Here is a 21,345-nt window from a genome sequence, read left to right on the forward strand (position 1 = left end):
GCATGACAACCCAGACCACAGCAGTACAGGCCACTGCGGCCTCGGCGCGGCGCGGGGTGGTGGCGCGGGTGCTCGGCGCGGGACGGGTGGAGGCCCGGGTTGGCGAGGCGCGGGTGCAGGCCATGACGGACGCAGCCCTCGTCCCCGGGCAGCACGTGTTGGTCATGGACTGGCCCGGTGGTGCGGTGGCCCTGCCCCTGTCCGGCCTGGGCGGGGCGGAACACATGCAAGCCGATGAGGTGATTTGCAATCATGTCTGATTCCATTGCCAATGCCTGGCTGCGGGTTTCCCTGGCAGCTTCCGTGGACCATGCCGCCGCGCATCTGTCCCTGGCGCTGGACGACGCCATGCATCAGCGGCTCTACGGCGAAGTCCGCACCACCTTTCAATATGGCGAGGCCGTGTACCTGCGACTGCATGCCTGGCCGGCGTCCATGAGTCTGGCCTTTGCCCTGAGCGATGGCACGCTGGACTATGCCCTGCACGGCACGGAGACGCGCGTGGAACGGCTGGTCTTTGCCAATGGTCCTTCCGCTTCCCTGAGTCTGCCCGCCGTGGATGGCTCCCTGCAGGTGCGGCGCTGGCTGGGGGCAAGCCTGCCCGGCGCCCTGCGCTGCCGGGGAACCAGAGTCACGGCTGCCGCCCTGTCGGCGGACGCCCTGGCCGCGGCCGTGGCCGAGGTGGAATACCGCGTGGCCTGGCAAGGGCGGCGCTTTGTCCTGCCCGTACGAGAAGCAGAGGACTGGACCGTCTGCCTGGCCGTGCGCGGCACGGTGGAGGAGGGTATCCTGTGAGCACTTCCCAGACCAAATCCCAACAGCTGCAGCTGGGCCGGCGGGTGGCCGCTCCCGTGGTGAGCCTGGTGGAAGAGGAAGACTTTGCCCAGAGCGGCATCTTCCGCTGCTATGCGGACTGCGAGGCTGTGGTGCTTTCCAGCGCCGGGGAGCCGCCCCGGCTTTTGGGCCGGGACATTCCCGAAGACGTGGTGGAGTATCTCGAATTTGCCTTCACCACCCGCGCCGCGCTTTCCAGACCTCAGGCCGGGCCGGTGGAGATGGCCTGGGTGGGGCGGGACTGCGGGGAGATTACCGTGCGCCGCGGCGAGGCCGTGTTGCCCGCGCCGACCCTGGGCGTGGCCCGTGTCAGCTACCGGACGCGCTATTCGCGCTGGCGGCTGCCGGTTTCTTCCCTGGCCCTGGCCCATGTGCTGGTCATTGCCGTGTGCCGGGAAACGCTGGAGCGCCTGGGCTACACCCCGGATACGGCCCGCCGGCCCGAGAGCGCCGGCGAGACGGCTGTCCTGGAGTGGGACGCCGAAACCTCGGCCGCGCGGCTGGCGCTGGTGCAGGCCTCGGCCGAAAACGCCGCCGGACAGACGCGCTACGTGCTCACCGTGGTGGACTACTGCACCGGCGATCCCGTGCCCGGCGCGCAGGTCCTCACCACCTACGGCCGGGGGACGGCGGATGCCAACGGGCAGGTGGAGATCGGCCCCGTCCCCACGGGCGCCCGGGTGCAGTTGCGCGTCACAGCCGAGGGGTATCAGGATACCCAGCTGGATTCCTTGAATAACGAGCATTTCATCGCCTGAGGTCCGCATGCCCAGATTGTCCGTCTATTGCTGTCCGATGCAGGCCACGGCCGCTGGCGTGCGCGTGGCCTCCCGCGGGGAGTGCCCTGGCGCCGGGCCGGGGGTGGAGGTGGCGCCGGGGAAGGTTCTGGTCCGCCTGCGTTCGAAACAGCTGCCGCGCGGAGAGGTGATGATCCGCCTGCTGCCTGAGGATGAGACCGTGTTTTGCGACGCCGGCACGCCGACCCTGCGGTTTGGCCGGGCCATCCGCACCTCCGAAACCGAGTCCACGGTGGCGATGCTCGACGAGCTGGCCCTGCTGCTCAAGCACCCGGACCATTGCCGCTGGCTGGCCACCACGGCCCATGCATCGGGCCCCGAAACCCACGAGCCGCGCCGCATCGGGCCGCTTATCATTCCTGGCACCCCGGAGGGCAACGCCCGGAGCCGGCCGGTGCTGCCGGCGGCCAATGGGCGGTCCGTGGTCCACATCACCGGGGCGGAAGCCGTGCCCGGCGACCAGTTGCAGCTGGTCTGGGATTTTGGCGGCGGGGCAGAGGAAAAGGTGGTCACCCGTGTGCATGCCGGCGGCTGGCTGGAAACGCCCTGCCTGCGCGGCGGCCGCATTGTTGAAACGGCCGGGGAAATCGGCTCCGAAGACAGGCGGTTCCTCGTCCGCGGACATGGCCTGTGGACCATCTGCTCGGCCTCGGACCATGTGCCCTACGCCGTGGGGGACTGGGTGTTTTTCAGCCTCGTGAACTCGGCCTGCACCCGCGGCCAGTGGTGGGAGCGTTACATGACGTTGGATCTGCGCGACCTGAGCGGGGGATCGCAAACCCTGCCCGAAGAACAGCCCAGGCCGGCCCTGGAAGCTGGCATGGCGCCCCAGGGGCTCATCCTGCCCCTGGAATGCGGCGGCTTCTCCGCGCAAAGCCCGGCGTTCGAGCCCTATGCGCCGCCGGTTGTCTCTGGCTCACGCATGGGGGACATACTGGATTTGTGTCTCAGGCGTGGCACGGTCATTGAGGTCCGGTCCGATGGAACCCTGGCCGTGGAACTGCCCTGGGGGCGGGAGAACGGGTTGCCGGCGCATTATCATTGCCCCGGCGCGGCCACCATTGCCGGCGGGCATACGGCATTTCAACCTGAGGATGAAGTCCTGGTGGTCTCCACCCGTGGCCGGGAGCTGGCCCATGCCGTCATCGGCTTTGCCGACAAGCGGCCGCGGCCCTGTGCCGAGTATCTGGTCATCGCCACAGGCATTCCAGAACACAACGGCCGGCAGTTCTATCTGGTCTGGGACGCCCTTCTCGGCGGTCCGGCCGAGGACCTGCCCGACGGCCACGGCGGGCTGCTCTCTCCCCTGGTCTTTCCCTGCACGCGCGAGGTCATCCAGCACTGGCTGGACCAGAGCCGTGCTGTGCCCGTTGCGGATCAGATGCCCGGCCTCCTTGACGCCGAACGCCTGGGGTTTGTCGATTCTGTGAATGGACGCTACGACGACCGGCCCTCGCCGGCCCGGCAGTGCGCCGGCCTGTCCTGCAATCCGCCCGGTGGCTGCCTTGAGCTTCCCTTCACCGTGGGCGGGGACGTGCTGGGCGGCCATTGCGGCGCATGTCAGGACGAGGATCGCCAGCCCAATGCCTACGCCGGCCAGGACGTGGCCACCCTGACCCGCGAGACGAGCCACAGCCGGGTCGAGGAGGAAGACCATGTGTACGACTACCGGGCCTGGCGCGAGGAGCATCCTTATCTCCAGTGTGAGCGTCGGGCTGCCGGGCCGCATCCGGCCACGTCCCTGCGCTGTGTCTGGGGCGGGTTCGAAGCAGCCGTCCAGGTTTCCCGACGGTATGATGCCTGGCGCGAGGTGCGCTTTGCCACGGATTATTCCGAGAACAGCGTGATCTTTGAAGAGGCCGTCACCGACCGGATCGTTTTTCCCGGCATCGCGCATCGTTCGTCCTTTGAGTGGACCGACGTCACCCGCTCCAGCCGGCCCGCGGCCTCTGTTCCTGGTGGGGGTTCCGGGGCGCGTGAATGGGTGTGGAACGACCGCACCGTCACCGTGAACGGCTTTGGCCTGCGGACCCAGCGTTCCTGGCTCTTTGCCTACGTGCTGGTCAGTCGGCGCTGGCAGATCGCACCGTACGCGGGCACGGGCAAGGTACCTGCACCCGGTTTTGATATCAGCGTGGCCGCCGGCGCAGGCAGCGTGCTTGAGCATCCCCTGGGCGGCTCGCCCTTTGCCCTGCCTACGGACGCCACCCTCGAAGCCGCCCTCGCAGCACTGGTCCAGGCGGCCTTTGATGATGCGGACTTCTCTCAAGGCATCATCCACTCGGAAAACGCGTTTGTGTGGGAGGTCAGGGTGTGAGGAAGCGGGAATGAAGAGGAAACGTCAATCGGGGGAACACTGCCCCGACTTTTCAGGAACTGGCCCCCCAAACTTTCCGGAGAAGGGGCGAACACACAAAGGCGTCCGGTTCGGTAACCGACAATTGGAAGGGGTTTGGGGAAACTCAGTTTCCCCAAAAAGATCTTCTTCTCTCCCTCTCTGCAAGGAGCCTGTACATGGAGCACTCCATCACCCTCCCGGCCGTGCCCCCGGCCGATACTGCCGCCACACTGGCCCTGCGGTCCGCGCTCCAGCCTGACATGCAGCTTCGCGCGCGTGGTGTGCTGTTGCTGGACCGGGCCGGGCGGCAGGTGGAGGCAACGGCCGTGGTGCGGGACTGGGTGTTTGAGGACGACGTGGATTCCCTGGCCTGGCCCGGCACCGGGCTCCTGGCCTCCCGGCTGCGGGTGGGCGCGGCGCGGCGGTTGTGGTTGAACGCGCGGTTCCTGACCCCTGACGGGACGGCCACCGTCACGCCGCTGGTGCTGACCCCGGACGGCTCGCAGGTGGTGGGGCTGCTGGCCTCGCAGGTGGCAACGGCCGCGTTCCGGGAATCCACCCTCGGCGGGGCCTGGCGTTCCCGCCGGTTGGACTGGGCCACCTGTGGCGCAGCCTGCCTTGCCCTGCATGTGTCCGGCCTGACGGCAGGGGCTGGCGAATCACCCGGTGTGCAGCTTTTGGGCGGCGTGGCCCGGCCCACGGGTGCAGTGGCGCTTTCCGGCCCGCTGTTGGCCAAGTGGGCGCCCGTTCCCGAAACCGCCCCCAACCAGAACCAGACTACGCCAGACTGGGCCGGCGCCGCATCCGCCGCCAGCACCACAACGGCGACGGCCAGTGCGGCCGCAGCCGCCAGTGCTGCCAGCGCCACGCTGAAATTTACCGTGCCCGAGGTGCAGGCATGAGCATGCGACGTGTGGAACAGGTGGCCGAATCACAGTCCCTGACCCTGCTCAAGGCCACGGGGGCGACCATGGTCATGGCCGGGACCAAGCAGACCGGCGGCCAGGACACGGGCCGTCCGGCCCTGGTGGTGGCTGTGCCTCAAAAGCGTCCCCTGGCGGATATTCCCGAAGCCGCCCGCGTGCCCGGCACCGTGGCCGGCGTGGTCACGGACGTCATTGAATTGCCGCGCCCGGCAGCCAGGCCCAGACTGGGATGCCCCACGGCGGAAGGCCTGGGCTGTGACCGGGCCATCGAACGCCACCGGCCGCTCACGGGTGGGGTCAGCATGTTTCACACCCGCTGGCCCTGGGCGCTGGCCGCTGCCGGCACCCTGGGAGCCATTGTGCGCGATGCCTCCCCGGACGGGAATGGCGCGCTCATGGGTCTCTCCAACAACCATTGCCTTGGCCTGGCCTATGACCCGGCCTACGGCGTGCCCTGGTACGGTCTGCCGCAATCGGGACTCGCCCCCGCCGAACAGGTGGAAGTGCTGCAGCCAGCGGGGCTGGACCTGGGCAACCCGGCCACGGACCGCATTGGCACCGTGGCCCGGCTTCAGCCCTTGGCCTTTTTTGAGTCCACCAGCCTGACAGACCCAGGCGGCGTGCCCCTGGTGTATCTGGACAATCCGGCTGCCCTGCGCCGCTTTCCCCAGGCACCGGCCAATGCCGTGGACGCCGGGCTGGTCCGTCTGGACCCGGGCCTTGAGGCCGGGTGGGGCATGCTGGAAATCACCCCCGGCCCACTGCCCTTTGCCACCAAATCCGAGGTGACCTTGGGCCTGCCCATCTACAAGGCTGGCCGATCCACGGGCCGCGTGCCCAATGCCGCAGCCGGCATCCTGGGAACCATTGCCAGCCTGGCGGTCACGGTGGACGTGGATTACGGCGGCCAGTACGCCCGTCTTCCCGGCTGGGAGGAGGATGGTCCGCGTCTGGCCGGCCTCAACAGTGACACCCGGCCCTACAAGGAGACATTGGCCGCCACCCTGGCCGGGCAGATGCTTTTTGTGCCGGCCTCAGGTTCGGCCAGCACGGTCACAAACCTGCCCGGTGATTCGGGCAGCGTGGTTCTGGGCCTCATCGGCGGCCAGTTCAAAATCATCGGTCTGTACCATTCCGGCGTCAGCGAAGGCGCTGGCGCGGGCTACGGCTTTTTCACCCCCATCTGGACCGTGGCTAATCGCCTGAAGATCGAGGCCTGTGACTACCTCCTGTCCCCACCGGCTCCCGGCGAACAGGTTTTTTTCGGTGTGGCCTGCCAGATGAACGCCTCCGGCGGTCTGGTGACCCCAAGTGCACTGCGCCCCCCCGATGCCACGCCCGGCGCACCGGCCCCCCTGATCCCGGACACCATCTCCGCCCCGGCCGCCGGCTCCCTCACCCGTCTGGTGCGCCACGCAGGGGATTGCATGCAGATTAGCATGCCAGGCAAGACCCTGGCCCACAACGCAGCCCTGTTGCGCCTGGGCTCCTGGCCCGAGCCTCCTGCAACCTGCTCCTGGTTCGGCTGCCTCATCTTTGAATCCCTGGCCATCCCCCAGGGGGCACACCTTGTCAGTGCCTCCCTGGTGTTGACCATCGCGACAGACCCGGTGGCGGAATGCACTGCCGCCCAGGGCCTGGACCGTGCATTTTTCAATCCCGAAGGCGCGATCACCTGCCGGGTTCAGGCCGGTGCTGTTGACGATGCCGTCCGCCCCCGGACCTATTCCGCACTGAGCAACACCCCCCGCACGCAGACCTTCGTTTCCTGGACCATTCCCGCCGGACCACCCGGCAGCGCCACCCCAGGCCCCAGACCATTAGAATCATTCACATCTCCGGACCTGGCCGCCATGCTCCAGGAAGTCGTCAACCGGCCTGGCTGGCAGCCTGGTCACAGTCTCATGCTCCAGCTGACCACACAGACCACGGCCGACGTCTCCATGGTTGCCGTTGGATTGGGAGACAAGGCCCCGGTCCTGCGCGTGGCGTGGGGGGAAGATGTGTAGGGAGAAACGGTGAGGGAAGAAAGAGGAAGAGAGAATCGGGGGAACACCGTCCCCCCGAACCCCCCGGATGGGGGGTGAAGCGCCGGGCGTCAATGTGCCCATAACCCACAGTGGGAAGGGGTTTGGGGAAACTCAGTTTCCCCAGGAAATTCTGCCCCTCCCCTTCTTTAAGGAGCATCTCCATGGAACTTGGCACACGCATCCGCAGCGCTGTGAGCGGCGGGGATGTCATCGCCACCCGCTCGGCAGTGCAGGCCACGGCCACGGGCGATGCGCGGGTGATCCAGCTGGTGGACCTGGCGTCCCGGCAGCTGGCGGACTGGCAACGGCGGTTGCGCGCGGATGTCAGCGCGGATGATCCCACGGCCTTGGAAGCGGTCAATCTGCCGCTGGTGGCCGCTGGATCGGCCACGGCCTGGTTCGCGTCGGGGAGTGACCTCTCCGGCCTCATCCGCGTGGGCGACTGCGACCGGCTGGTGGTGGCCCCGAGCCACACTGCGGCCGGCGGCCAAGCCACCATTACGCCCGTGGTCTGCGAACTGGACGAAGGCGAGGAGTGGATGACCCCCGTGGCCCTGCTCGAACCCCAATCCAGCACGGCCACCGCCCTGCAGGACCGCAATTTCCGCTATATGGCCCCGGTCCTGGTCTGGGACACCCAGGGCGCGTCCGTGCTGGTGCTGCACGTCAGCGGCCTCTCCAGCGGCAACACCCTCCACCTCCACGGCGGAGCACTGGCCGAAGTGGGCGACGAGGACGTGTAGGGAGAAACGGCGCAGGAAGAGAAGAAACGGCTCTCGGGGGAACACTGTCCCCCCAACTCTCCCCCTCTTCAAGGAGCTTTTTCCCATGATCCAATCAATATCCCAGGCGCACCCGTGGGACGCGGGGCAGGTGGAGCGGCCGGTGGAAGCGGTCTGCGACTGGGCGCTGGTCGGGCCGCACCCGGACGTGACCGTGTCCCTCGACGGGGAAACGGCGCCCGGCGGCTGGAAGGGGCCGCGGGTGTGGTGGTGCTTCCGGGGGCTGCAGATCCCGGCCGGGGCGGTGGTGACGGCCGCCCGGCTGGAGGGGCTGGCCGTGCCGGGACGCGCGGCGTTCCGGGTGCAGCTGCCGGAAGGGGGCGATGCGGACCCGCCGGGCGGGGTGGAGGCCGTGCTTCAGGCCTGGGCCCAGGCCGGCACGGCGGCGGCAGAGAAGGCGGGCTTCACGCTGGCGCAGCAGAAAGCGGTGGATGCGTTTTGGTGGCAGGCCACCAACGGCGGGTGGCTTTCCCCGGAGACACCGGAGGGCATGGCGCAAATAATGGCCCAAGTGGCTTTTTTGTATGACGAGTTCATTGTGCAAGGGAATGATTGGATAGGGCCGGGTATGATGACGGAGGCCTTTGGCCCATGGGCCACGAGCTGGCCATACAATTGGACCGGATGGACGCCTGAGGGAGGGTGGGACCTGGACGTGCCGACGCCGACCTCAGACACCCCGCCGGACCTGACGCCACTGCTGCAGGAGCTGGTGGCGGCCGAAGGCTGGCAGCCGGGGAATGCCGTCTTGCTGCTGGCGGACGCGTCGGATGGCGAGAGCGAGGTGCAGGCCATGGTGACCGAGGCGGTGTCCGGGGATCCTCTGCATCCAGGTTGGCCGCCAACAGTGCATCCAGTGCCCCCGCGGCTGGTGGTGGAATGGGAGACAGGAATATGACGCAGCCTTCATTGCAGTGGCTCCCGGCCATGGACCCGCGGATTGAGGCAGAGAACACCTGCACCGTCCCCTTGCGGGATGAGGCCACGGTGCGCGTGGTCATCCCTGGCGTGCGCGTCAAGCGGTCCGGAAACCTGATCCGGCTGGGGCTGCAGGCCCTGCCCAAGGGGTTGCTTACTCCGGTGAGCGGCCACGGCTATATTCTGGGAAGGGTGGCCATCGGACATCAATCCCCTGCGGCCGCGGCCGGGGAACCCGGTGCGGAACCCTGGGACACGGATGGCCCGCCCATCCCCCTGAGCTTTGGCGGGGATGCCTCGGCCGTGGTCCGGGCCGGGGAGCCGCTTCTTTCCGATGCGGCGGCCTTTGCGCTGGAATCCGGCCGCACCCTGGTGCTCAGTCTGGTGTTGTCCGGGCATGGCTCGCAGACGGCCCGGCTGCCGGCGGTGGATGTGAACTCCCATGTCCCCGCGGTGTACATCGGGCCGGGCCGGGCCGCTCAGTCCGACGCCGCCCCGCGCGGGCTGGCCCTGGCCCCGGTGGTCTTCCAGCAGCTGCCTTTTCTGGCCGCCCTGGAGGTGGCCATGGATGAAGACGGGCTGCCCCTGACCATGCCGCCCCTGGCCCGGCGCACGCCAGACCTCCGGCAGTGGGATGGCCAGACGGACATTCCCGCCGGCACGGAAGTGCGCTGGCGCATTCCGGCCACGGCCATAGGCCATGCGGCAGCATTCGTCCGGCTCTGCCTGCAGCGCGGGGACGCGGCCTGGAGCGTGGCCGGTGCGGCCGTGGGGCTGGCCGCCGCAGACGAGGGCTGCGAGACTGCCGGCGAGATGGCGCCGGTGCTGTTCGATGGCGCGGCCGGGGTGACCGTGCCGGCGGCCGGCGAGGGCGACACCAGCCCCCTGCGATCCGATGCCGTGGGATTGAATATCCGGGAAGGCGATGCGCTGGTGGTGGCCCTGCAGTTTGATGCGGCGGCTGCCGTGCCCTGGCATGCGCGGGGGCTGGCGGATGCTCCCGCGGAGCAATGGCCCTGGTGGCATCGGCCTTCGGCAGCCTCGCCATGGACGCCCGGCAGTGGCGCGCCCCTGGCCCTGGCCGGCCTGGATGGAATGGGAGCACTGGCGGACGATCCCGCCCGGACTGTGCGCACGGTGTACGAGGTCCTCGGCGGCAACGCAGCCCCGGCCCGCAACTATGAAGTCACCACCCTGCCGGCCGGCAGCACCGTGCGGCTGCTCCTGCCCCGGCAGCAGCCACCCGGACTGGCGGGACTGGCGGGACTGGCGGGACTGGCGGGCCTGGAATCCGGCAGCAATCCCGTTCTGGCCAGCGCCACCCAGGCCCGGCTGACCCTCTTCTGGCATGACCTGCCCTGGACCTTTGGCCGACCGGACAGCGATGGCCACACCCGCTGCTGGAGCCTGGAGGCCCTGCGTCTGGGCTTTGCCGCCCGGCCCACGGGGGAGGGCAGCCCCTTTGCCTTCGAGGCCGGCACCGAACCCGCGACTGTGCCCTTTCCGGGGCGGGCGTTCCCTGCGGCCCCGCTGGTGGTGGACGGGCCGCTGGTTTCCGACTGGTGCGGCCTGCCCAGGCCCTGGACTCCGGCCGACCGGCTGCTGCTGGAACTGACCCTGCGTCAGCCCCTGGCCCTCTGGCCCGTCAGCGGCGGATATCAGGCCCTCTGGACCCTCTGGCCTGCCGCTCATCCCGTCACCACCGCGCCGGCCCCCTGGCCGGGCTGCCAGCCCTTTGTACGGACAGTGGAGGTGCGATGAAGGAAGAAAAGAAACGGTGGAAGAAGAATAATCGGGGGAACACCGTCCCCCCGAACCCCCCGGATGGGGGGTGAAGCGCCGGGCGTCAATGTGCCCATAACCCACAGTGGGAAGGGGTTTGGGGAAACTCAGTTTCCCCAGGAAATTCTGCCCCTCCCCCTCTTCAAGGAGCATCTCCATGCGTGAACAATTCCTCCTCGGCTCCCCGCAGGCCCCTGTCTTCCGGGGGGATGCGCGACGGTGGGCCATCACAGTCCAGGCCGGCACGCCCGCGCAGCCGGTGGACCTGACCGGGGCGCGGCTGGTCTTCACCGTGGCCGGCGGACCAGGGGAGACTCCATTGGTGCAGGTGCAGGTCACCGAACACGAGGACGCCGCGACCGGCAAAACGGCGGTGACGCTCACGCCGGAACAGACGACCGCCATCCCGGCCGGCAGCTGGGGATGTGAGCTGCGGGCGGTCTGGGACGGCGGGGAAGGGCCTCGCGTATGGGCGCGTGGGCGGATGGTGGTCGCTGACGCGCTGAGCGGCGACACGCTGCCGGAGGTGACGCCATGAGCGAGGCTACCATTTGCATCACGGAGGAGCCCATCGCCATCACCATTGGGGAGACGCTCGTGCAGAACGTCTTTCCTGGCGGGGTCACGGATCATGGCTCGCTCACCGGCCTCTTGGACAACGACCACCCCCAATACCTCCAGACCGCCGCCCGGCTGGCGGAATTCGACACCGAACAGGCCCGCATCGAGGCCCGGCAGTCCCTGGGGCTGCAGGTCATCGACGGCGGGACGTTTTAATCAACCTGACGCACACAGGAGCACACCATGCCTCGCATTCAGATGAAACGCGGCCTCAAGGCCAACCTGCCCACCTCCGACATGCTGGCCGGCGAACCGCTGGTGACCACGGATCGCGGCACCCTGCACGTGGCCACGGACGCCACGACAAAACTGCCGGTGGTGCCGGCCCTTGACGACCTGGCCACCCTGGCCGCCGTGGACGGCGCGGCGGATTTCCTGCTGCTGCACGATGCCGATGCCACGGGCCAGAAGGAAAAGAAGATGACTGTGGCTGCCTTCAAGACGGCATTGAACATCCCGGCGGACAGCACCGACGAGAAGGTGGCTGTGGTGTCTGGCGGCAGCTCCGGCTACCTCTACGGCACCGACGGCACCGACGGTGTGCTGCGCATGGGGCCGTCCATGGCCTGGACCAAGGACGCCGGCAACGCCTTTGTGACCCTGGCCGTGGACGTGGTGGACGGGGGCACGTTCTAGTGGCCGGCCTTCGCGTCAAGCGGGGAACCCGGGCGCAGCTGGAGGCCGCGGCCGCCGCGGCCCAGCTGCACGCGGGCGAACCCTATCTGGTCACGGATGAAGGCCGGCTGGCCGTGGGGCTTGGCGCGGACGGCTTCCAGGCCATGGCCCTGGAAACGGAACTGGCCGAAGCCGCGGCCTCTCGCGAGGTCTGGGATGTGTGGGTCTGGAACCACTGCCTGGACGTCGACGCCATGAGCCTGTGGGGCAGCGCCATCGGCGGTGGCGGGTTTGCCAGCCCCACCCTGGCCCTGACCCAACCGGAGCGCCATCCCGGCGTGCTCCTGCTGAAGAGCGCGGCCACGGCCAACAGCGGCTACCGGATCACCTCCCGCGCCCCGCACCTCTCCCTGTCCAGGCAGGCCTGCGTGCAATGCATCCTGGCCGTGTCCGGCCTGGCCACGGGAACCATCCGGGCCGGACTCCTCGACGCCACCAGCGCCAGCGATGTGACCGACGGCCTCTACTGGGAGATCAACGGCCTGACCCTGCGCGGCAAGACGGCGGCCAACGCCAGCCGCAGCCAGACGGCCACGGCCTGTACCTTGCTGGCGGATACCATGTACCGCCTGGAGCTGCGGGCCAATGCCGACTACACAGCCGTGACCTTTACCGTCTACGACCTGGACGGCGGCCTGCTCTGGACCGACACCCTGGCCACGAACCTGCCAGTAACCACGGACCCCGCGCACTGGAGCGCCTTGGGGCTCGTCGCCACCAACAGTGCCGCCGCGGCGGCGAACCTCTGCCACCTGGACTACCTGGGGGGCGGAACCTGGAACGGCTGGCTGCACCACTTGGGCCAGGGCCTGAAGGGCGAAAAGGGCGATCCCGGTCCGGTGGGCGACGCCGTCCCGGCCGGCGCGGTGCTGGCCTTCGCCATGCCCGCCGCCCCGGCCGGCTGGCTCAAGTGCAACGGCGCGGCCGTCAGTCGCACCACCTACGCCGCCCTGTTCGCGGCCCTGGGCACCACCTTCGGCGCGGGCGACGGCTCCACCACCTTCAACCTGCCCGACCTGCGCGGCGAGTTCGTGCGGGGCTGGGATGACGGCCGCGGGGTGGACGCCTCCCGCACGCTGGGCAGCGCCCAGGGGCATGCGGTGCAAAACCATACGCACCCAAGCAATGCCTATTGCCTCAACACCTCCGGGTATGAGGCCAATAACTATCTGCTCTTTGGGAAGGGCGGCAACTACGGCAGTTTCAACACCGGCACCATGGCCAGTGGCAACATGGCCGCCGAAACCCGCCCCCGCAACGTCGCGTTGCTGTACTGCGTGAAATACTGAGGAAACGGCGCAGGAAGAGAAGAAACGGCCATCGGGGGAACACTGTCCCCCCGAACCCCCCGGATAGGGGGGGTAAGGAAAGGCAAGTATTGCACATGAACCCAAAGTTGGAAGGGGTTTGGGGAAACTCAGTTTCCCCAAGAAACTCTTAAAAAGGAGCCTCTTGTGATCGTCTATCAATTGGACGCTGCCGGCTACTACCTCGGCGAGGCGGTGGCCGACGAATCGCCCCTGGAGCCTGGCGTATGGCTCATCCCGGCCGGCTGCGTGGAAACACCCCCGCCGGTGATCCCCGAAGGCCAGCGGGCACGCTGGGAGGCCGGGGAGAATGGGGAGGCCGGAGAGGACGGCGGGGCCTGGATCCTGGAGGCCATTCCAGAGCCGGATCCAGAGCCCGAAACGACCGCCCCAGAACCCGCAGACCGCTCGCGCATTCTGACGCGCGTGGAATTCATCCGCCGCCTGTCGCCCCAGGAATGGGCCACGGCCAAGACGAGCAGCGTCCCGGAGGTGATGTATTTCACTGACTTGGTGCTGGCAGCAGCGGAGATTGACTTGGACGACGCCCAGACCCGCGCCGGCCTTGATGTGGCCGTACAGGCGGGCGTGCTGACAGCGGATCGGGCCGCGCAGGTGCTGGCAGGGTGACGGCAAGGCCGTCCCCCCGGGATTGAGCAGAATCGTGGCGGAACGCTGGTGTTGCCACAGAGTTCGAGAACCCGCCAAAATCCATGCATTTTGGCGGACGGTCCTCCCCGAAATAAGATGATGAGCACATCACCTTATTTCGGGGAGGACACTCTCATTAATGGCGAGCATGACGTTGGAGGCTTTGATCATGGCTTTCACGGCGCCGGTGGTGATTGATTTGACCTTGCCGGGTAGCATGTTGCTGGCGCTGACTTGCATTGCGATTCCTCCTGGCCCCTGGGGGCGGTTGCAAGGCGGGTGGCTCCCTGACGTGGAGATACAGGGTTCCGCACAACGGAGGGAGAGCGAATGTCCATCCTGACGAGAAATCAGCGGTAGGTCAATTAATCTAGTAATAATAGTGCATTATCACGAATGTTCTGGAAGTCGTGATGTTTTCTCAAGCCGTTCGCAGTGGTACCTGCCACACTCTCTGCCCATCAGTCTGAAACCCTACCATTTGGTCGCCTCAAGACGTTAATGCGACAAAATGGTAGGGTTCTGGTCTGCCAGGTTGCCGAAATGGGGTGTTTTATGCTTTTTTTCAGTGTATTGTGCAAATGGCACGCTTCTGGCTATGTACGTTCCAGCGCTGCATGAACGAATCTCCTCCACACGCCTTGGTTTTCAGGACCTTCTCGCCGTTCTGTCGCGGACGGCGAGAAGCCTGAAACCCCTCAGACCAAACCGCTCCCTCCGTGATTCCAGGAGGATTCAGTCCTCCCAGGCACGATAATCAGGGGAATCGTGTGGTGATTGCCTGCGACCTCATTTTGGGTGCAGGGTGCATCGCAAACGACCTCCGGGAGGTGGATTATGTATGTGGTGGTCGCCGTGCTCGTCATCGTGTTGAATGTGTATCTGCATCGCCGGTTCGGAGCCCAGGTGGAGCCATGCTTATGGGATTCGGAGATCGGCGAGCCCCGCCCCTGAGGGCCAGCCCTTGCCCCGCGCCGCTCCAGCGCATTGCCCCGGGGAGTGCCGGGAATGGAATCGACCTGCTCATGAACATCACCTACATGCCCATTGGTTTTATCCGCTCACCGCATGCCTGTGTCACCGGCATGCCCATCCAGCCCACCGGCGCCCTGGGCGTGCAGGGGCACATTGAAGTCCTGCCAGGATTTGCCAAGGGCCTGGAAGATCTGGGTGGCTTCTCCCACGTCATCATCCTGTACCACCTGCACCAGATTTGCGGCTATGAACTCTCGGTAACGCCCTTTCTGGATACCAATTCCCACGGCATCTTCGCGACTCGCTCGCCCAAGCGCCCGAATCCCATAGGCCTTTCCGTGCTCAAGCTCACGGGCGTGTCCGGCCGGTGCGTGCACCTCGAAAATGTGGACATTCTGGACAACACCCCCGTGCTGGACATCAAACCCTACGTGCCCGATTTTGACCACTGGAACGCCGACCGCATCGGCTGGTTTCAGGGCAAATCCCCCAACGCCACAGGCACGCGCAGCGATTCCCGATTCGCCTGCCTCACGACTCCTGCGTGCACCATCCCGGAAAACGCTGGCGCAGAAGGCTGATCTCTTGTTCGCTTCCGTCTCGCGCTGATCCGCCCGTGCCACGTGACGCCATGCCCGCAATGGCATATGTTGCAGCCTCCTTATTCTTGCACAACTGAAGGTGTTGGAGGTTTGCATGGGCTTCACGGTGCCGATGTTCGCCAGCTTCTCGGAATGGTTGACGTTGTCCGGATGGCGACGCGCCCGGAGTCGCCGGCGCATCTGGGACATGGCGGAGGATCTGTTCCTCTCAGGCCCGCAGGAACTCCGGCTGGCCCGGCGCTGGCGGTTGCGGCTGGCCCTGGCCTGTCAGACGGCCGAGGCCAGGGTAGGGGCCGTGCTGGCCGATCTGGATGTGCATCATGTCTGTCGGGGGCAGTGGACCACGGAGCCCGCCGCCAATGCCCTGTTCGCCACGGCCGAGGAGCTGGAGGCCTTTCTGCTCTCCCCGGCCGCAGGCCTGCGCCAGTATTTCCTCGCGCACCAGACGCAGGAGGCCTTTTTTGCCATCACGGCCACGCCGGACCTCCGGACCTCTTTCGGAACCCGCATGCAGGGCGACATCCTGTTGCGTGACGAACGCGTGGAAACCCTGACCTTTCGCGACCATCGCCTCCTGGAGCCCCAGTCCTCGCTGTCGGAAACCCGTGCGGCCTTGCGCCGGGGCGGGTTGCGTTTTCTCGTGTCCGCCGCCCTGCATCACATCATTCAGGAAAAGCTGCACCGCAAGGAATTGGCCGAGACGCGCGCGGTGCTGGCAACCAAGCACAAGGCGCTTTCCCTGCAACTGCGCGCCATGCATGGCCTTATCGGTGCCAGCAAGGAAAGCCAGGCCGCGCTGGATGACCTGGCCACGCTGGTTGCCGAGCTGGACCACGATATCCGGGAAGTTGACGTGACCCTTGGCCGCCCGGAAGATGTCTTGCAGGAGGTGGATGGGTTCCTGCGCGCCCCGCGGCAGTTTCTGCATGTTGAAACCGTGCAGCTGCGGCTGACGCGTGATGGCGAGGTGGTGCCTCCGGAGACATCGGACGCGCCGGATTCGTCGGGAGAAAGCTGGCCCCTGACCTTTACCCGCTTTGCACCCGTTGACGGCCGGCCGCCACGGGCCATGTTCCTGTGCATGGCCAGACGGGAGGAGGTGCTGGGCAAAGAAGAGGAGCAGAAGGTGGAACCGCGGGAGAATTGAGTTCCACCGCGCCCCTCAAAAGCTACGAGCGGCCGCCGCCTTCCGTGAATGGAGGGCGGCGGCCGCTCATTTCTAAACATATCCAGGGGGGAGCCCCCCACGGCCAGAGGCGGCGGCCTTTCCGCCGGCGCTTAGGCCGACAGCGTGTCCTGATCGCGCAGGCCGAGGAGGTAGAGAATGGAATCCAGCCCCAGGGTGCTGATGGCCTGGCGTGCGCCTTCCTTGACCTTGGGTTTGGCATGGTAGGCGATGCCCAGGCCGGCGAGGTTGAGCATGGGCAGGTCGTTGGCACCGTCGCCCACGGCCACCACCTGCTGCAGACTGATCTTCTCGCGCTCGGCAATGGTTTTGAGCAGAAAGGCCTTGCGCTCGGCGTCCACAATCTCGCCCACCACCTCGCCGGTCAGCTGGCCGTCCCTGATTTCCAGCTCATTGGCAAAGACGTAGTCCACGCCGAGCATCTCCTTGAGATGATTCCCAAAATAGGTGAACCCGCCAGAGATGATGGCAATGGTGTAACCCAGGGACTTGAGGGTGGAGATGAGGCGTTCCGCGCCTTCATTGAGGGGGATGCGGGCGGCCACCTCGGGCAGGCAGGCCTCGGGCAGGCCCTTGAGCAACGAGAGCCGCTTGCGCAGGGAAGCCTTGAAGTCCAGCTCGCCGCGCATGGCGGCGGCGGTGATGGCCGCCACCTCGTCGGCCTTGCCGGCCTCGCGGGCCAGCTCGTCGATGAGTTCGCCGGCCACCAGGGTGGAATCCATGTCAAAGGCCACCAGACGGCGGTTACGGCGGAAGGCGTTATCCTGCTGAAAGGCAATGTCCACGCCCATGGCCCCGGCCACCGCCAGGAACTCGCGTTTGAGGGCAGAGGGGTCTTCGGGCGCCCCGCTGACCTTCAGCTCCACGCAGGCCCGGCCGGGCAGGGCCGCGTCGAGGTTCAGGGCCGCGGGATCGGAAAGCCGGGTGATGACCTCAATGTTCAGCCCGTGCCGGGCCAGGATTTCCGCCATGGCCTGGACATGCGCCGCCACAATGCGCCGTCCGAGCAGGGTGACGATGTGCCGGCGGCGGCCCTGGGTTTCGGTCCAGTGGGCGTAGTGCTCCTTGCTGATGGGCGTCAGCTTGCAGCTTACGCCCAGCTCGTGGGCTTTGAAAAGGATGTCCTTGAGCACCGGGGCGCGGTCGGCCTCGGGCGGCAGGCGCACCAGCATGCCCAGGTTCAGGGAGTCGTAAATAACCGACTGGCCCAGGTCCAGAATTTCCACATCATTCTGGGCCATGGCCTCGCACAGGCCGGCAAGCAGGCCGGGCCGGTCTTCGCCGGAAATGCGGATGAGGACGATGTCTTGCACGGCGGTAATGGTTCCGAGGCGTTAAGGGTGGGGCAGGATGCTGCGGGCCAGGAGCGGAGCTAGGCGGCTTCGCCCTTTTTCTTGTTCACCGGCGGGGTGTGGGTGGCAGCATACTCGCACAGGTCGTCGTAAATTTCCTGCACCACGGCAGCGGGCACGTCTTCCGCCCCGAGGAGCATGGGGAATTCCTGGGAGAACCGGGAGGCCCAGGGCTTGTGCTGCAGATCTTCCCAGGCGCCCCAGGTGCCATGGATGATCACGCCGCCCTGGGTCATCAGGGAAACGCTGAAGCTTTCGCCCGCCGTGGGATCCAGGGGTTCGACCGGAGAATCGTCAAAGAGGGGCCGGCTTTGGATGGAAAGAATGAACCATCCGCCAATCTGAATGTCATCGAAACGGCGGGTGGAGGGGTCTTCCGCATCAAGCACAACAAGCTGGGAACGAAAATCGGCTGCCATGGGCGTCTCCTGGGTGGAATGGTCGGGCTGGTGATACCGGGAACACGCCCGCCGGTCAAATGCCGGGCTACCTGTTGGCGCAGAGGCCCGGGAACACGCCCGGGAACCGCCACACCCAGCCCGCACAGAGCACCACGGCCGGCAGGACCGTGTGATCCTGCCGGCCGGGAATGGATTCGACAACACTGCGGGCAGGGCCCGCGGTCAGGCTAGCTGTGGCAGGCGGAGCCTTTGCAGCCGGTGAGCTTCTTCTTGAGTTCCTTGTCGTCGCCAGCCTTTTCCTTGTGGCAGCCAACGCAGGTGGGCTTGGCGGTGTCGCCCTTGGCATTGTGAACAACCTGCATCCAGGAGGTCTTTTCCTTGCTGGCCTTGTCCACATCGGCGTGGCAGCCGGAGTCGGTGCACTTGGCGTACTGCTTTTCACCGGCTTGGTGGTGGCAGTCTTCGCACTTGATGTCCTTGTGCGCGGAGTGGTTGAACGGAACAGCCATGTTCTTTTCGCCGCCAGCGACGAAGTCCAGCTTCATGCCGTCCGCAGGGGCATCCACGGCGTGCAGGGAAGGCAGGGCAACGGCGCAAACCAGGCAGGCGCCAGCCAGGGTGGCCAGGACAGTACGTTTCATGGGATTCGACTCCTTCTTTCAGTTATGGTGCTGCAATAAGGGTCGGCAGCAGTTGCCTGCTGGCCGTCCCGGGGCTTTCAGTGTCGCAGTCCGGGATGCAGTTTCCGCCTGGATTCTGCAATCAACCGAGAGCATTGCGCAAACCAACGGCGACGGCAAGGAGTGCGCGGCCAAAAAACTACGTCTTACGTAGCACGCCGGCGGGTCGTGCTGTCAAGGCCGTATGTTGGAAAAATGTCCTTGAAATTTGGGAATAACCGTCCGAACCGGTCTCAAAACGCCCCGACCGGCCCCTGCCAGACGGGCAGGGTGGCCTGGGCCAGCACTCCCCGGCCCGGGCCTTCCTGCTGGCTGGAGAGATTGGAGATCATCAGCTCCCCACAGTGCGCTTCCACTATGGCCCGGCTGATGGACAAGCCCAGGCCGGTGCCGTGTTCCTTGGACTTGGTGGTGAAAAAGGGCAGCATCACCTTTTGCAAACTTTCCGGCGCAATGCCGGTGCCCGTATCCTCCACCTGCAGGGCCACCCGGTCAGGTCCGGCAAATGTGGCGCGGATGCTGCATCGCAGGGCGGCTTCCGGTTCCTGTCGTCTTCGCTCCTGCAGGGCGTGGGAGGCGTTGGAAAGCAGATTCAGCAGCACCTGCTGCAATTCCCTGGCGCGCCCCCGGGCCAGGGGCAGTTCCGGGGCAATCAGCACCTCCACCCGCACCCCGGCTTTCTCCAGGCGATAGCGGGTCAGGGAAAGGCTGTCGGTGATGAGATCTTCCAGATTCACCGGTCCCAGGGCTTCCTGTTCCGATCTGGAATAGGACAGCAGGCTGCGGACGATGGCGGCCACTCGTTCCGCCTGTTTGATGATCAGTGACAGCAGTTCACGATGCGCAGGCGTCACCTCATCGAGCATCAGTTGGGAAAAGTTGATGATCCCATTGATTGGATTGTTGATTTCATGCGCCACCCCCGCAGCCAGCTCGCCAATGCTGGCCAGTTGCCCCGCCCGGACAGCCTCGGCTTCCAGGCGCTTGTGCCGGGTCACGTCCATGGCGATGAAACAGGCCGCCCAGATCTGCCCCCAGGCGTCGCGCAACGGAAAGCTCGTGGTCAGCAGGCTGGTGTAGCCTTCCCCGCCGATGACCTCCCGGGGCAGGGTTTCTTCCTGTGTCTGCGGCAGGCCGGTGGCGCGCACGGTGTTGCAGGTGCGCAGGATGTTCTCGGTGACGATTTCCTCAAACAGCGTCTGCACCCGTCTGCCTTCCACATTCTCCTCCACCAGACCGTACAAGGCGGTAAAGCGGGCGTTGTGCAGCACCACAGTGTGCCGTGCATCAACCACAAAAATGGCCGTGGGAGAGTTGTCCAGCACGCCCTGCAGGCGGCAGTTGGTATCCCGCAGAGCCGCTTCGGTGACGTTGCGCATGGCCATTTCGCGGCTCAGGCGGGCATTGAGTTCCTCAAGCTCGCGGGTGCGGGACTGCACGCGCAACTCCAGGCTTTCGTTGCCCTGGCGCAGCTGTTCCTCGGCCTGGATGCGGTGGGTGATTTCATTGACCAGCCGATCCACTGTTTCCTCCAACGACCGGGCCATGGCGTTGAGTCCGGCCTGCAAGGCGCCGAGCTGGTCATTCTGCAGCGGGCCTTCCACGCGGGCGTGCAGCTGGCCGGATTTGAGCCGCCGCAGGGCCTCGGCCGTGTTGCGAATGGGCAGAAACAACTGAAAATGCAGCACCAGAAGCAGCAGGCAGGAGGTGAGGAAAACACCCAGCCCGCCGCCAAGCAAGAACAGTTTGCCCATCTGGCTGGCCGCCAGGGAACTGTTGGCCATGCGCAGCTTGAGGAACGTATAAAAAAGGGGGGGATGCGCTCCGGCTGCCTGGAGTGGGGCCAGGCAGATGAGCCGGGGCTCCCCCTGCCCATCAGGGTCCGCATGCTCCTGCACCGTGCGTACGACCGCACCACGGCGGGCCTCGGCAAGCCAGGCTGGATCCGCGCCGGGCAGGGAGGAGAAATTCCGTCCGATCAGCTCTGGCTCCATGGCGTTGTACACGTGGCCATCGGCGCCAAGCACCAGGGTCATGACAGGTTCTTCCCCGAGCAAGGCCCTCAACGTGCCCGGGGCGGCCAGACTTTCCACGCTCAGGAGCCCCTGCCCCATAAGCGCGCTGACGGCGTTAATGCGCTCCAGAAACTGCGCATTGTAGCGCCGCTCCAGGTAGCCGTGCTGCCAGAACGCCACCAGGGCAAAGGAAACCAGCTCCACCAGCACAACCACCGCGCCAATTTTCACGCCCAATCCGCGCGAGATGGTGGCCCGGTCCCCAGCACGGGCCGAGGGCGAGGGGGGGGATTCATCTTTCGACACGGCAGGCACTTCCAACAAACACAACACGCATAACGACATCCTTGGCGGATGAATGCTGATAACGGTTCAGCTACATATCTCATCAAGTCGCCCCATGCCGCAAGGGTGTTGCGGGGGGAATGCGACAAGATTGACCCGGCCCTTCCTCGTGCCGTATGGGAATGGCA

General features: G+C 66.3%; 21 protein-coding genes. 16 read left to right on the forward strand and 5 right to left on the reverse strand.

Annotated features, from left to right (window positions below; all coding sequences use genetic code 11):
• The first annotated feature begins 2 nt into the window (after window positions 1-2).
• From ACYQ00_RS07860 to ACYQ00_RS07925, 14 genes are all read left to right on the forward strand, one after another.
• Window positions 3-260 (forward strand): hypothetical protein, encoded by a 258-nt coding sequence (locus ACYQ00_RS07860; protein ID WP_460031586.1) that lies wholly within the window; start codon window positions 3-5, stop codon window positions 258-260.
• Window positions 253-795, forward strand: coding sequence for a hypothetical protein (locus ACYQ00_RS07865; RefSeq protein ID WP_460031587.1), 543 nt, complete (start codon window positions 253-255; stop codon window positions 793-795). Before ACYQ00_RS07860 ends, ACYQ00_RS07865 begins: the two co-directional genes overlap by 8 nt.
• Window positions 792-1,592, forward strand: coding sequence for a peptidase associated/transthyretin-like domain-containing protein (locus ACYQ00_RS07870; RefSeq protein WP_460031588.1), 801 nt, complete (start codon window positions 792-794; stop codon window positions 1,590-1,592). The genes ACYQ00_RS07865 and ACYQ00_RS07870 overlap by 4 nt, the downstream gene beginning before the upstream one ends.
• A 7-nt stretch (window positions 1,593-1,599) precedes the next feature.
• The gene (locus ACYQ00_RS07875; protein ID WP_460031589.1) at window positions 1,600-3,948 is read left to right on the forward strand and encodes a hypothetical protein; all 2,349 of its coding nucleotides are present in this window, start codon (window positions 1,600-1,602) and stop codon (window positions 3,946-3,948) included.
• A gap of 197 nt (window positions 3,949-4,145) precedes the next feature.
• On the forward strand, window positions 4,146-4,871 hold the full coding sequence (locus ACYQ00_RS07880) for a hypothetical protein (RefSeq protein ID WP_460031590.1): 726 nt from the start codon (window positions 4,146-4,148) through the stop codon (window positions 4,869-4,871).
• Window positions 4,868-6,904, forward strand: coding sequence for a hypothetical protein (locus tag ACYQ00_RS07885; protein WP_460031591.1), 2,037 nt, complete (start codon window positions 4,868-4,870; stop codon window positions 6,902-6,904). Before ACYQ00_RS07880 ends, ACYQ00_RS07885 begins: the two co-directional genes overlap by 4 nt.
• Before the next feature lie 182 nt (window positions 6,905-7,086).
• Window positions 7,087-7,668 (forward strand): hypothetical protein, encoded by a 582-nt coding sequence (locus tag ACYQ00_RS07890; RefSeq protein ID WP_460031592.1) that lies wholly within the window; start codon window positions 7,087-7,089, stop codon window positions 7,666-7,668.
• 85 nt (window positions 7,669-7,753) lie between these two features.
• Window positions 7,754-8,605 (forward strand): hypothetical protein, encoded by an 852-nt coding sequence (locus ACYQ00_RS07895; RefSeq protein WP_460031593.1) that lies wholly within the window; start codon window positions 7,754-7,756, stop codon window positions 8,603-8,605.
• Entirely contained in the window at window positions 8,602-10,386 is a 1,785-nt protein-coding gene (locus ACYQ00_RS07900) for a hypothetical protein (protein ID WP_460031594.1), read from the forward strand. Before ACYQ00_RS07895 ends, ACYQ00_RS07900 begins: the two co-directional genes overlap by 4 nt.
• Window positions 10,387-10,564: 178 nt before the next feature.
• On the forward strand, window positions 10,565-10,945 hold the full coding sequence (locus tag ACYQ00_RS07905; RefSeq protein ID WP_460031595.1) for a hypothetical protein: 381 nt from the start codon (window positions 10,565-10,567) through the stop codon (window positions 10,943-10,945).
• A complete protein-coding gene (locus ACYQ00_RS07910; protein ID WP_460031596.1) occupies window positions 10,942-11,184 on the forward strand; it encodes a hypothetical protein in 243 nt (80 codons plus the stop codon). The genes ACYQ00_RS07905 and ACYQ00_RS07910 overlap by 4 nt, the downstream gene beginning before the upstream one ends.
• Before the next feature lie 27 nt (window positions 11,185-11,211).
• Window positions 11,212-11,664: a hyaluronate lyase N-terminal domain-containing protein gene (locus tag ACYQ00_RS07915; RefSeq protein ID WP_460031597.1), complete on the forward strand. Its 453-nt coding sequence runs from the start codon at window positions 11,212-11,214 to the stop codon at window positions 11,662-11,664.
• The gene (locus ACYQ00_RS07920) at window positions 11,664-12,992 is read left to right on the forward strand and encodes a tail fiber protein (RefSeq protein ID WP_460031598.1); all 1,329 of its coding nucleotides are present in this window, start codon (window positions 11,664-11,666) and stop codon (window positions 12,990-12,992) included. The genes ACYQ00_RS07915 and ACYQ00_RS07920 overlap by 1 nt, the downstream gene beginning before the upstream one ends.
• 165 nt (window positions 12,993-13,157) lie before the next feature.
• Complete coding sequence (locus ACYQ00_RS07925) at window positions 13,158-13,640, forward strand: hypothetical protein (protein WP_460031599.1); 483 nt, start codon at window positions 13,158-13,160, stop codon at window positions 13,638-13,640.
• 129 nt (window positions 13,641-13,769) lie between these two features.
• Here ACYQ00_RS07925 and ACYQ00_RS07930 read toward each other — a convergent pair whose 3' ends face one another.
• On the reverse strand, window positions 13,770-13,901 hold the full coding sequence (locus tag ACYQ00_RS07930; protein ID WP_460031600.1) for a hypothetical protein: 132 nt from the start codon (window positions 13,899-13,901) through the stop codon (window positions 13,770-13,772).
• Between the two features lie 785 nt (window positions 13,902-14,686).
• Between ACYQ00_RS07930 and tsaA the strand changes: the two genes are divergently transcribed.
• Together tsaA and ACYQ00_RS07940 are read left to right on the forward strand one after the other, a co-directional pair.
• Window positions 14,687-15,217: a tRNA (N6-threonylcarbamoyladenosine(37)-N6)-methyltransferase TrmO gene (gene tsaA / locus ACYQ00_RS07935; RefSeq protein WP_460031601.1), complete on the forward strand. Its 531-nt coding sequence runs from the start codon at window positions 14,687-14,689 to the stop codon at window positions 15,215-15,217.
• Between the two features lie 115 nt (window positions 15,218-15,332).
• Window positions 15,333-16,385, forward strand: coding sequence for a hypothetical protein (locus ACYQ00_RS07940; protein WP_460031602.1), 1,053 nt, complete (start codon window positions 15,333-15,335; stop codon window positions 16,383-16,385).
• A gap of 131 nt (window positions 16,386-16,516) precedes the next feature.
• Here ACYQ00_RS07940 and serB read toward each other — a convergent pair whose 3' ends face one another.
• The 4 genes from serB to ACYQ00_RS07960 form a co-directional block, all read right to left on the reverse strand.
• Window positions 16,517-17,737 carry a phosphoserine phosphatase SerB gene (gene serB, locus ACYQ00_RS07945; RefSeq protein ID WP_460031603.1) on the reverse strand — a complete coding sequence of 407 codons (1,221 nt, stop codon included), beginning with the start codon at window positions 17,735-17,737 and terminating at the stop codon, window positions 16,517-16,519.
• Window positions 17,738-17,796: 59 nt separating this feature from the next.
• Window positions 17,797-18,195 carry a hypothetical protein gene (locus ACYQ00_RS07950; RefSeq protein WP_460031604.1) on the reverse strand — a complete coding sequence of 133 codons (399 nt, stop codon included), beginning with the start codon at window positions 18,193-18,195 and terminating at the stop codon, window positions 17,797-17,799.
• Window positions 18,196-18,404: 209 nt separating this feature from the next.
• Window positions 18,405-18,818, reverse strand: coding sequence for a cytochrome c3 family protein (locus ACYQ00_RS07955; protein WP_460031605.1), 414 nt, complete (start codon window positions 18,816-18,818; stop codon window positions 18,405-18,407).
• A 272-nt stretch (window positions 18,819-19,090) separates the two neighbouring features.
• Window positions 19,091-21,205 (reverse strand): two-component system sensor histidine kinase NtrB, encoded by a 2,115-nt coding sequence (locus ACYQ00_RS07960; RefSeq protein WP_460031606.1) that lies wholly within the window; start codon window positions 21,203-21,205, stop codon window positions 19,091-19,093.
• Between the last annotated feature and the right edge of the window lie 140 nt (window positions 21,206-21,345).

It is taken from the genome of Megalodesulfovibrio paquesii, from assembly GCF_054653055.1.

Bases quoted from the DNA above. Each gene is read 5' to 3' on its own strand.
- ACYQ00_RS07860 (WP_460031586.1), top strand. From the start codon at position 3: ATGACAACCCAGACCACAGCAGTACAGGCCACTGCGGCCTCGGCGCGG.
- ACYQ00_RS07865 (WP_460031587.1), top strand. From the start codon at position 253: ATGTCTGATTCCATTGCCAATGCCTGGCTGCGGGTTTCCCTGGCAGCT.
- ACYQ00_RS07875 (WP_460031589.1), top strand. From the start codon at position 1,600: ATGCCCAGATTGTCCGTCTATTGCTGTCCGATGCAGGCCACGGCCGCT.
- ACYQ00_RS07880 (WP_460031590.1), top strand. From the start codon at position 4,146: ATGGAGCACTCCATCACCCTCCCGGCCGTGCCCCCGGCCGATACTGCC.
- ACYQ00_RS07885 (WP_460031591.1), top strand. From the start codon at position 4,868: ATGAGCATGCGACGTGTGGAACAGGTGGCCGAATCACAGTCCCTGACC.
- ACYQ00_RS07890 (WP_460031592.1), top strand. From the start codon at position 7,087: ATGGAACTTGGCACACGCATCCGCAGCGCTGTGAGCGGCGGGGATGTC.
- ACYQ00_RS07895 (WP_460031593.1), top strand. From the start codon at position 7,754: ATGATCCAATCAATATCCCAGGCGCACCCGTGGGACGCGGGGCAGGTG.
- ACYQ00_RS07900 (WP_460031594.1), top strand. From the start codon at position 8,602: ATGACGCAGCCTTCATTGCAGTGGCTCCCGGCCATGGACCCGCGGATT.
- ACYQ00_RS07905 (WP_460031595.1), top strand. From the start codon at position 10,565: ATGCGTGAACAATTCCTCCTCGGCTCCCCGCAGGCCCCTGTCTTCCGG.
- ACYQ00_RS07910 (WP_460031596.1), top strand. From the start codon at position 10,942: ATGAGCGAGGCTACCATTTGCATCACGGAGGAGCCCATCGCCATCACC.
- ACYQ00_RS07915 (WP_460031597.1), top strand. From the start codon at position 11,212: ATGCCTCGCATTCAGATGAAACGCGGCCTCAAGGCCAACCTGCCCACC.
- ACYQ00_RS07930 (WP_460031600.1), bottom strand. From the start codon at position 13,901: ATGCAAGTCAGCGCCAGCAACATGCTACCCGGCAAGGTCAAATCAATC.
- tsaA (WP_460031601.1), top strand. From the start codon at position 14,687: ATGAACATCACCTACATGCCCATTGGTTTTATCCGCTCACCGCATGCC.
- ACYQ00_RS07940 (WP_460031602.1), top strand. From the start codon at position 15,333: ATGGGCTTCACGGTGCCGATGTTCGCCAGCTTCTCGGAATGGTTGACG.
- ACYQ00_RS07950 (WP_460031604.1), bottom strand. From the start codon at position 18,195: ATGGCAGCCGATTTTCGTTCCCAGCTTGTTGTGCTTGATGCGGAAGAC.
- ACYQ00_RS07955 (WP_460031605.1), bottom strand. From the start codon at position 18,818: ATGAAACGTACTGTCCTGGCCACCCTGGCTGGCGCCTGCCTGGTTTGC.